This is a genomic window from Deltaproteobacteria bacterium GWA2_45_12 (assembly GCA_001797365.1).
Taxonomy (GTDB): domain Bacteria; phylum UBA10199; class UBA10199; order UBA10199; family UBA10199; genus UBA10199.
Genome location: MGPH01000007.1, coordinates 20,385 through 30,680 on the forward strand (window position 1 = coordinate 20,385; position 10,296 = coordinate 30,680).

The following is a 10,296-nucleotide window of genomic DNA, read 5'->3' on the forward strand; positions in this document are numbered from 1 at the left end:
CCCTAAGCACCCACTTAAGAACCCTTTGCAAATCGAACAAAAAAAATGTTCTCTCTGGCTTGAAGGTTATTGGGGAAGGCTTTAAATACGCATCAAGAACAAAATATTATTTTTTTAGAATTGTAAGGGCGGTTCGCGAACCGCCCCTACACGTGGTGACTGGTAGGGGCGACCCCTGAATCGCTCTACACAGGGGCAAAAATATGCGGGTTGGCTTTTTTGATTTGGGCTATTTCTTTTTTATATTTCTTATGGAACACATTTCTAAACAAGGCATAACGATACTCATCAATCAATTTGCCGTCCACTTGAGTTTCATTTTTTAAAAGGGCTTCTTTTTGAAACCCGGCAATGCGTGCCAGTTTTGCAACACGGACATCTCCTTTGATGATTTCAGCCACCAGCTTTTGACAATGAAGTAATTCAAAAAGAACAATTGCATGAAGCACGGCCGACTCCAAGGCATGCCTTTTGCCCGCATGCGACCCGTCCACCATATACCCCCACCGAAAGACACCGGAACGGGCCCGCAACACACCATGGCTCAAAAGCGCTACCGGCTCCCGCGTTTCTTTTAAAATACTCACGACATAATGCGTGGGGCTATTTCGAATGAAATTTTCAAACTCTTCCGGTTTTTGTTTTGAAAAAGGATAACCAGAATTATCCCTGAAAAAAGCCCTGTATCGAAAATCGTAATACCAAGTTAGAAATGTGTCGATATGACAGGGTTGTAAAGGCACCAAATCAAGATTAAGTCCGTGAAGAATGAATGGATCCATAAAAAAACCTTACACTAGTAATAATCACCTTCCAACTCAAAAGCATTTGGAAAAAATTCGATGGAAGGCTTTCCATCAATCCAGGAAATACTCACCACAGAAAAAAGCTTTTCATAGTTTTCGTATTCTTCGTGGGTCATGGCATAGCGAACAGCCTGACGGGATAAGAGGCGCCTTTTATGGTAGTGTACCGCTTCCTCAGGAGAACCTGCCTGAGTCGAGCGTCTTGATTTCACCTCAATAAAATGAAGCTCGCGGCCTTTGATGGCAATAAGATCAACCTCCCCACCCTTCCCCCCGTAATTTTGTTCAATGATTTGATACCCCTTTGAATAAAGAAAGTTTTTGGCTATTTTCTCCCCTTCCTCTCCTAGCCTTAAATGGTCGGATTTACGCGATTTTTTGGTTGCATTCAAAAGTCGAAGCATATATAAACTCGCTTCCTTAAACTTACGGAGGCTTCTATGGCGCGCGCATGTTATTACTGCAACAAAACACCGTTGATGGGAAACAATGTTTCCCATGCCAACAATAAAACGGTAAAGAGATCGTTTCCTAATTTAAAAACCGTCAAAGTGATGTTGGGTGCCACCGTAAAGCGCGTTCGGGCCTGTACCCGTTGTATTCGCTCTGGGCTGGCCATTAAAGCTATTCACCGAGCCCCTGCCAAAAAGGCAGCGTAATCATCCCTTCGACTCCGCTCAGGGACCGCCCTTCGACTCCGCTCAGCCACCCCAGGGACCCGGCTCCTCTATCCCATTTCACGCTCGATCGAAATAATCCCTTTCAATTTTTGTACCGCCTTCATCAAGGCATGCAGTTCTTTGATGTGCTTTAAAGTGACGTTTAAATAGATCAAAGCTTTTTCATCACGGGTGGTTTGAACTACTGCTTTTGTAATATTGATTTTTTTTTCTGAAATAGCCTGGGCCACGGCTGCCAGCATCCCCGTACGATTCAGACAGGCAATTTTTAATTTGACCACACGGTCTTGCTCGACATTTTTATTCCATGAGGCACTCACTCTTCGTTCCGGATCAATCGAATGGCCCTTGGGACATTCAACACGATGGACCGTCACCCCTCTTCCCCGGGTAATGAAACCCACAATGGAATCCCCCGGAATGGGCAAACAGCATTTCCCAAAAGTCACCAAGACTTCATCAAGCCCCCCCACCAAAACCAGATTCTTTGTCTGCTTTGAAACTTTTTTGAAAATACGCCGAATAAGACCCTCTTCCTCCGCGGGAGATTCCTTTGATTGTTCGGGGTTGATATGCCCCAACATCACAGGCACCGAAATTTTTCCGTAGCCAACGGCCGAGTAAAAACTTTCTTCATTGGGCATCACCCCTTTGCGCACAAGATAATCGTTTAAGGCCGGGCTTTTTAAAATATCGGCGGGAACCAGATGATGTTTGGAACATTCATCCTCAAAAATGCTCTTTCCGATGGTGAAACTCTTTTTACTTTGTTCTACCTTGAGATACTGGCGAATACGGGCCCGCGCGCGCGAAGAGGTCACCATGTTCAACCAGTCTTTGGAGGGAAAACGATGAGCGCTGGTGATAATTTCAACTTCATCCCCGTTTTTTAATTTGTAATTGAGCGGAACCAGTTTTTGATTGATGCGTGCCCCGGCGCAATGGTTTCCCACATCGCTATGAATGGCATAGGCAAAGTCAATCGGGCTCGAGCCATAAGGGAGTGCCCGCACATCCCCCTTGGGGGTAAAAACATAAATCTCACTGGCAAAAAGATCCTGCTTCACCGTGTCCATGAATTCGTAGGAATCTTTGACTTCCTTCTGCCATTCGAGAAGCTCGCGCAACCACTGAAAAGTGGCTTCGGTACTGATATCAAGCTGTCCGTTTTCCTTGTATTTCCAGTGGGCGGCAATCCCCTTATCGGCAATTTCATGCATTTTGTAGGTGCGAATCTGGAATTCAACCCGTTCCCCTTCAAGGCAGATGACAGTCGTGTGCAGCGATTGATAATTATTGGCCTTGGGCATGGCGATATAATCTTTGAAGCGGCCGGGGACAGGTTTCCATAAACTATGGATAAGTCCAAGGGCTTCGTAACACTCTTCAAGGGAATTTGTTAAAATGCGGAAGGCAATCAGATCGTGCACCTGATCAAAGCTGATATTCTGCCGTTCCATCTTGCGGTACACGCTGTAGATATGTTTCATCCGTCCTGAAATATTGTAATCCTTGATATTGTATTTAAGGCAATCGTTGACGGTCTTGGAGACCCTTTCAATGTATTCTTCGCGGTTGGCCTTCAACCGTTCCATCTTCTTTTCGATCTGCTTATAGGTTTCCGTGTTTAAAAACCGAAAGCTTAAATCTTCAAGTTGCACCTTCATCCATTGGATACCAAACCTGTTGGCCAGTGGGGCATAGATATCCATGGTTTCCTGGGCAATGGACATCTGCTTTTCCTCGGGCATGAATTGAAGGGTTCGCAAATTATGAAGCCGGTCGGCCAGCTTGATGATGATGACCCGGATATCCTTGGACATGGCCAGAATCATTTTCCTGAAATTTTCGGCCTGACGTTCCTCTTTTGTGTTGAATTGCAGCTTTGAAAGTTTAGTCACACCATCCACAAGCTCGGCAATATTATTCCCAAAAAGGGCTTTTATTTGTTCTTTGGTGGCTTGGGTGTCTTCAATGGTGTCATGCAAAATGCCTGCGGCAATGGAATCAATATCCAACTGCATTTCAGCCAAGGTATTGGCTACTTCAAGGGGATGGATGAAAAAGGGCTGACCGGACAACCGCATTTGGCCTTCGTGAGCTTTTTTGCAAAACTCATAAGCCTTGGTGATAAGGCTTGTATTGGCATGGGGATTATAGGCCTTGATTTTCTGAATAATGTCATCGCATTGGAGCATTTATAACTCATGATGATGCAGTTTGATGATCTTTTCAAGTTCTTCGTAAGTGGCTTGGAGGTCATTGTTCACCAAAACATGGTCGTAATGCTTCTCGTATTTTTCTTCCACCTTGACCTGGGCCAGCCGTTTGGCTTTTTCTTCTTCAGATTCCGTCCCACGATGGGCCAGACGTTTCTGTAAAACTTCCTCCGATGGGGCTTTAATAAAGACAAGCAAGGCGCCCGGATAAGCTTTTTTGATATTTAATGCCCCCACGGGGTCAACATCGACAACAACGCCCTGCCCTTTTTCAAGGCAGGCTTCGATGGGGATTTTTGAAGTGCCGTAACAATGATCATAAACCGTAGCCCATTCCAAAAACTCGCCTCTATGGACCATGTTTTCAAACTCTTTTGGGGTCACAAAATAATAGTCAACACCCTCTGTTTCATTCAATCTTTTCTTACGGGTTGTATGGGAAATTCCGAAATAAAGCCTGAGTCTTTGGGCCAACAAACGGGAAAGGGTTGTTTTCCCTGAACCGGAAGAACCTGAAAGGACGATGAATAATGGATTGGAAGACATGTGGTTTGTAGGGCGAACACCCTCCTGAGGCGGGCAGGCAAGGTTCGCCCGTACGATCATTCAATCATTCAATATTTTGAATCTGTTCGCGAATTTTTTCTAATTCTGTTTTGGCCGTAACAACCTCAAAAGCCACTACCGTATCCTGGCATTTGGAACCAATGGTATTCCATTCACGGAACATTTCCTGAACTAAAAAATCAAGGGGACGACCACAGGGTTCCTTGCTCTTAAAAAGGTCGCCGGCCTGTTTAAAATGACTATGAAGCCGCTCAATTTCTTCTGAAATATCGGTGCGGTCCACATAAAAAACAATTTCATTAGACAACCTTGCCTGGTCAATTTCCAAACCTTGCATGTATTTTTGAATCCGTTTTGTTAGACGTTCCTGGAGTTCGAGTTTTACATTTTCCCTTTGGGTGGCTACCTTTTCAACAAGAGCTTCCATGTTCTTCTTTCGTTTTTCAAGCTGACGGGCCAATTCATCCCCTTCTTTTTTACGCATCGCCACAAGTTCGTCCAAGGCTTTTGAAAGAAGCATCAGGATTTTTGGTTCATCGGCTTTTGTGTCGTGATCACGGCTTAACCAAAATGAAGAACCATGCTGAATATGAGCCAATGTAATTTCTTCTGACAGCTTAAGATGTTTTTTGACCTGTTTTAAGAAATCATAATATTTTTTGATCGAAACCAGATTAGCCGATGGGAAAAGATCGCTTCGCTCTTCTAAAATAGTGACATCCACTTTTCCTCTCGAAAGCCTCTTTTTGATCGCCTGTGTGATGGAGATTTCCAAACCCTGGAAACGTGGCAATAATCGGCTGTGCACTTCACAATAGCGATGATTCACCGATTTAAGCTCAATGGTAATGTAGCTCGTTCCCACTTTTCCCCGAGCCCGTCCCATCCCTGTCATGGATTGCATGTTTCCTCCTTGGCCTTCAAAAACAAGCACAATTTTGTTAGCCCCATCTGGATGCTATCTCCCGCTTTAAGAAGAAGCGTTTCTACTTCTCGCCCATTGACAAATGTCCCATTACGGCTGACCAAATCAACAATACCCACATTTTCCTCATCATAAAAAACCATGGCATGGAGACGACTGATGCCGGGATCGGTTAAAATAAGATCGGGCGTGCGGCGAAAGGAGCCAAGTTCAGAAAACTTGGACGGTGTTTTTTTCTTTTTGGAAAGATGTTTTGAAAAATAATTGCCAATAAGCTTTTGGGTATGGTCATCCAAGCTCATGGTAAAATCGGTATTGAAAATCTGCGTTTTGAAAGCATCATCTATATGTCGTCCTATGGCTTTACAGGTCCCCTTCTCTAGGGTAAAAGCCTGACCTTCTTCGGGGCCGGATTCAACCACAAAAGTGGCAATTTCTTCCCGGGGGATAATTTGCCCCTCAGGACCAAGCGGCATGGCCTCACTCATCAAAAGCTGGGGAACGCCGTCAACAAGTGGGTAACATAAACGGCAAACCACACACAACAAAACCTCTTCCCGCGTATAGTGCAGCCCCCCCTTGCATTGGGGACAAACCAAGTTTTGCACAAGTTCGGGATGAATGGGCATGTTATTTTTGGTTGGCCTTTATTTTCTACGGTTGTAGGCTTGAATCACTTTATCGGTAATATCAATGGAATTGGCTGCAAAAAGAATGGTTTCCGCCGAATTCTCATAAAGCATCGTGCATTTTTCTTGTTGAGCCACCTGGATAGCCACTGGCTTTAAAGCAACGATGATTTTTTGAATTCCCTCACCCTCACGTTTTTTGAGATCTTGGTCAAATTGGGAAGCCTTTTGTTGAAGTTCCAAAAATTTGGCCTGAATTTCATTCATTTTTTGCTGAAGCACTTCCTTGGATAAAACCATTTTTTGTTTTTCAACATCGTCCCGCATCGTTTTAAGTTCAGCCTTCATGGATTCAAGCTGTTTTTGTTTGGCAGCGGCATCGTTTTTGATGCCTTCCATGGTTTTTTTCCCTTCTTCAACCATGTTCAGGGCTTTCTGCAAATTAACCGTTGCTATTTTCTCTTGGGCAAAAGCCGATTGCGAAGCTAAGATAAAAATTACCAAAATGAGTCCATAACGAAGCATCTTGTTTGTCATTTTTTTCCTTTCAAAAAGTTTAAGTATTACTCGATAAAATAACTGTTCCTTCAAATCAAGCCGAATCTTTTCAAGAAAAGTCGGGAATTCTTCTTTTCCCTACCAAAGATGATTAAAACGATTGTCCGATCGAAAAGTTGAATACGCTAAAAGATTCCCCATTACGCCTGGCAATGGGGAAACCCCATTCAAAACGTAATGGACCAAAGGGAGAGTTCCATCTCAAACCAAAACCATAGTTGTAACGAAGACGGCTTAAATCGACACTTTCCGTTTCTCCGTAAGCCTGCCCCCCATCCACAAAGAGCACCCCCCTAAAACCCGCTGGGTCGTAAATGGGCACTTCATATTCTGTATTAAAAAAGATCATGCGGTTTCCACCATAGGTAAATTTGCCATCTCCCCCCGCAACAGAGCTGGGGATACGCAGCTCCGGCCCGATACTGTTAAGATCAAAACCTCTTAGGGTGTTAATGCCCCCAAGAAAAAACCGTTCAAACAACGGGATAGAATCGTCACTGAGTGAATTGATGTAGGCAAAAACCCCTCTCACTTTCAAGACGGTCTTTTTGAGCACGGGATAAAATAGTCGCGAATCGGCATACATGCGCCAAAAATCATTGTCGCCCCCCAGGCCATGGCCGGCGTATTCACTGCTGAGTGAATTGAATGTTCCTTTGGTTGTGGTGACACGATTATCACGTTTATCAAGAGAAATGCTTGAAAGACCACTTGAGGTAAGCCCCGAAGCCGTAGACCTGAAAAAGGCCGGAACCTGGGATGAAAAATTGTTTATGGAAACATCCTGAATATTATAACCCAGGGAAACATCCAGAAACGGAATAAGTTCCCTGCCAATGGTCAAAGAACCTCCAAAAGACTGCTCATCAAAATCAGAATTAAGCGCCGAGGCATAGCGCGAAATATTCATGGAAACGATCCACTTGGTATCCATGAAGTAGCGGTCGCTTGCCTTAAATGAAAATTCCTGACGCAATTTTGAGACATTGGCCGAGGCCCCACCACTAATTCCCAGCCCGAAAAAATTATTCTTTTGAATGGACCCGTTAAAAACAAAACTTTCCAGGGAAGAAAAACCGGCCCCCACACTGACACTGCCCGTGGGTTTTTCTTTTACCGTGACAACGATATTAATTTTGTCGTCGGAAGATCCTCTGGGAAAAGCAAAATCAACCGTTTCAAAAAAACCAAGCTGGGCCAAGCGCCTCTTGGAAAGTTCAATGGCAGTCTGATTGTAAGGTGCCCCTTCAACAACTTGTATTTCACGACGAATAACCTTGTTGCGTGTAATGGTGTTTCCCTCGATATCAATTTTTTCAACACTCACCTTTCGACCTTTTTGAATGACATAGACCACATTGGCTGTTTTAGCCTCGTCATCGGTGGTGATGGAAGGGTACACATTGGCGTAAAAATAGGCCTGATCCTGCATAATGCGCGTGAAAAGTTCCTGGTCTTGATGGGCCAGCATGCCGTTATAGTATTCCCCGGTTTTTAATTTTATTTTTTCGAGAAGTTCTTGCTTGCTTGTCAGAATGTCGCCTTCAACATCTACGGATGCCACTTTGTAACGAGGGCCCTCATAAACAGGAATGGTGACATAAATGGATTGTTTGTCCTTGGACATGGACACGTGGGGGTCCTTGATTTTTGCCTTGATAAAACCATTGGTCATATAAAACTGCTGCAGCAATTCAATATCAAGACGCATCTTTTCGTCTTTTATTTTGCCGGAACTGCTTAAGAACGAAAGCATCCCCTTCACCTTGGTTTTCATGTGGGAGGCCAGCTTTTTGTCAGAAAAATAATGATTGCCCACAAAGCTGATTCGCTTGATGTAAACAGCCCTGTTTTCCTTGATGGTAAAAATGATTTCCAGTTCGTTGGTTTCGGTGTTGTAGGGAACAATTTCAGTTCTTATGTCCACGGCATAATAACCTTTTTCCTCATACAATTTCCGGATGGCTGCCTTGGACTCGGCAATCTTCTTTTCTTCAAGAAAACCGGAGCGTCGTACCGTCATGGCTTCTTCTATGTCCTTATCCTTTATCTTTTTATTTCCCTTGAAGGTGATTAACCCGACTGTGGCTTTTTCTTTGACATGAAAAACAAGCTTTACTCCGCCCGCTACCGATTGACGATCGACATAGACGTCTTCAAACAAACCGGACTTGTAAAGGGCTTTAAGATCTTTTTCGATAGCCCCCGGAGAATAAAGGGACCCCTCAATAGATTGCAACAAACCCCTGGTCACGGTTTCGCTGGTGACAAGAAGACCCGCAAAATCGATATTTACAATTTTTTCGGCTGAAAAAGAAAAAGGCGCGAAAAACTGAAAAACAAAGAAAAAAAGAAGAATGCTAGAATATTTCCTGAATTTTTCCATCGACCAGGTGAACTTTCCTTTCCAGTTTTTTTGATAAATGCTCGTTATGAGTGACCACAACAAGGGTTGTCTTTAATTCCTCATTAAGCGACAAAAGTAAATCGAAAATTTTGGCGCCATTTTGTTCATCAAGGTTGCCTGTGGGTTCGTCGGCTAAAACAAGCTCCGGCTCTCCCACCACGGCGCGCGCCAAGGCCACCCTGGCCTGCTCGCCCCCCGAAAGCTGTGAAGGCCAGTGCCCTTCCCTCTTGTTCAAACCGACTTTACCAAGCCAGCTTGAGGCTCTTTGTTGCGATTCCTTTTTGGAGGTTCCCCGTATCAAAAGAGGCATCATCACATTTTCAAGGGCTGTAAAATCAGGAAGCAAATGATGAAACTGGAAAATAAAACCAAGCTTGTGGTTTCTAAAATGAGCCAGTTGTTTTTCATTTAAGGAAAAAATATTTTCATTGTTAAAAAAAATACGACCCTTGGTGGGGCGATCAAGGGCCCCTAAAATATGGAGCAAGGTTGATTTGCCCGCTCCTGAAGCCCCCCAAATACAAATCTTTTCTCCCTTGGCAATTTCAAAACTCACTCCCCGCAAAACGGGCGTAAAAACACCCTGCGATTCAAAAGTTTTTTCAAGATTTTCAATTTTTAAATAAGCCACTTATTCAAAACTGTGTCTGAGAGACGATGTTTTTGTCATATAGCGCGTGGCTAAATAAGCCACACAAAAGCAAATGACCAAAGCTCCTCCCACGACACCCGCCCACAACCAGACAGATAAACTCACAGGCAAACTTGAAACAAAATAAATCTGGGGATCCAGGGAAATCCAGTTCCATTTTTTGAGGCTTCCTACCAAAAGGAGGGCCAAAGCACAACCAATGCCTACACTGCGTGCCCCCCACAAAAAACCACTCAAAAAATAAATTTTGCCCAGATCCTTATTAGCGACTCCCAAAGCTTTCAGGATGGAGGCTTCCCTGTTTTTATGAAGCACAAGCATCATGATCACCCCACTTAAAGTGACAGCGCCAATCATGAACAACAGAAACATCAAAAATGTAAAAACTCTTTTTTCCAAAACAAGGGCTTCAAAAAGAGGAGCGTTCAGCTCCTTCCAGGTCATCACAGAAACAGAGTCAGGCCATGCGCCCATGATTTGAGAGGCCACTTCGTCGGCCTGGAAGGCGTCTTCAAGGCGCAGCTCCAGGCCATCCCACATATCAGGCTTGCCCATCAAATGATTCAATTTGTCCCGGGCCACAAGAACAAACTGGGAATCAAACTCATACAAACCTGCTTGGAAAGTACCCACAATGTCAAAATGACTCGTTGAGATCTGCTGATTGTCTCCCAGATAAACAGATAAAACATTCTTGTCTTTAAGATCGCTAAACAACTGGCTCCCAACCAATACGGGAATTTTTGAGGACTCAGGTTGTGCCCGCAAAAGATCCCGCAATGAAGAAAAATCTTTTTTGATCCAGCTAAATTTTAACGGATAAACTTTTTCAATTTGTCCGACATCAACACCT

At 44.0% G+C, this 10,296-nt stretch carries 10 protein-coding genes and 1 pseudogene (1 of these 11 cut by a window edge); 1 reads left to right on the forward strand and 10 read right to left on the reverse strand.

What is annotated here, in order from left to right:
* Positions 1–185: 185 nt before the first annotated feature.
* Positions 186–782, reverse strand: coding sequence for a hypothetical protein (locus A2048_01985; protein OGP10697.1), 597 nt, complete (start codon positions 780–782; stop codon positions 186–188).
* 14 nt (positions 783–796) lie between these two features.
* Entirely contained in the window at positions 797–1,210 is a 414-nt protein-coding gene (locus tag A2048_01990; protein OGP10698.1) for a hypothetical protein, read from the reverse strand.
* Positions 1,211–1,246: 36 nt separating this feature from the next.
* Between A2048_01990 and A2048_01995 the strand changes: the two genes are divergently transcribed.
* The gene (locus A2048_01995) at positions 1,247–1,465 is read left to right on the forward strand and encodes a 50S ribosomal protein L28 (protein ID OGP10699.1); all 219 of its coding nucleotides are present in this window, start codon (positions 1,247–1,249) and stop codon (positions 1,463–1,465) included.
* A 68-nt stretch (positions 1,466–1,533) separates the two neighbouring features.
* Here A2048_01995 and A2048_02000 read toward each other — a convergent pair whose 3' ends face one another.
* The 8 genes and pseudogenes from A2048_02000 to A2048_02035 all read right to left on the reverse strand — a co-directional run.
* Complete coding sequence (locus tag A2048_02000) at positions 1,534–3,684, reverse strand: GTP pyrophosphokinase (GenBank protein OGP10700.1); 2,151 nt, start codon at positions 3,682–3,684, stop codon at positions 1,534–1,536.
* Positions 3,685–4,251, reverse strand: coding sequence for a guanylate kinase (locus tag A2048_02005; GenBank protein OGP10701.1), 567 nt, complete (start codon positions 4,249–4,251; stop codon positions 3,685–3,687).
* Between the two features lie 64 nt (positions 4,252–4,315).
* Positions 4,316–5,176: a YicC family protein gene (locus A2048_02010; protein OGP10702.1), complete on the reverse strand. Its 861-nt coding sequence runs from the start codon at positions 5,174–5,176 to the stop codon at positions 4,316–4,318.
* A complete protein-coding gene (locus A2048_02015) occupies positions 5,164–5,826 on the reverse strand; it encodes a hypothetical protein (protein ID OGP10703.1) in 663 nt (220 codons plus the stop codon). Before A2048_02015 ends, A2048_02010 begins: the two co-directional genes overlap by 13 nt.
* Before the next feature lie 18 nt (positions 5,827–5,844).
* Complete coding sequence (locus A2048_02020; GenBank protein OGP10704.1) at positions 5,845–6,363, reverse strand: hypothetical protein; 519 nt, start codon at positions 6,361–6,363, stop codon at positions 5,845–5,847.
* A gap of 112 nt (positions 6,364–6,475) precedes the next feature.
* On the reverse strand, positions 6,476–8,770 hold the full coding sequence (locus tag A2048_02025) for an outer membrane protein assembly factor BamA (protein OGP10705.1): 2,295 nt from the start codon (positions 8,768–8,770) through the stop codon (positions 6,476–6,478).
* Positions 8,745–9,422 carry a hypothetical protein gene (locus A2048_02030; protein OGP10706.1) on the reverse strand — a complete coding sequence of 226 codons (678 nt, stop codon included), beginning with the start codon at positions 9,420–9,422 and terminating at the stop codon, positions 8,745–8,747. Before A2048_02030 ends, A2048_02025 begins: the two co-directional genes overlap by 26 nt.
* Positions 9,423–10,296: pseudogene (locus A2048_02035) on the reverse strand (hypothetical protein); it runs 350 nt beyond the window's last position.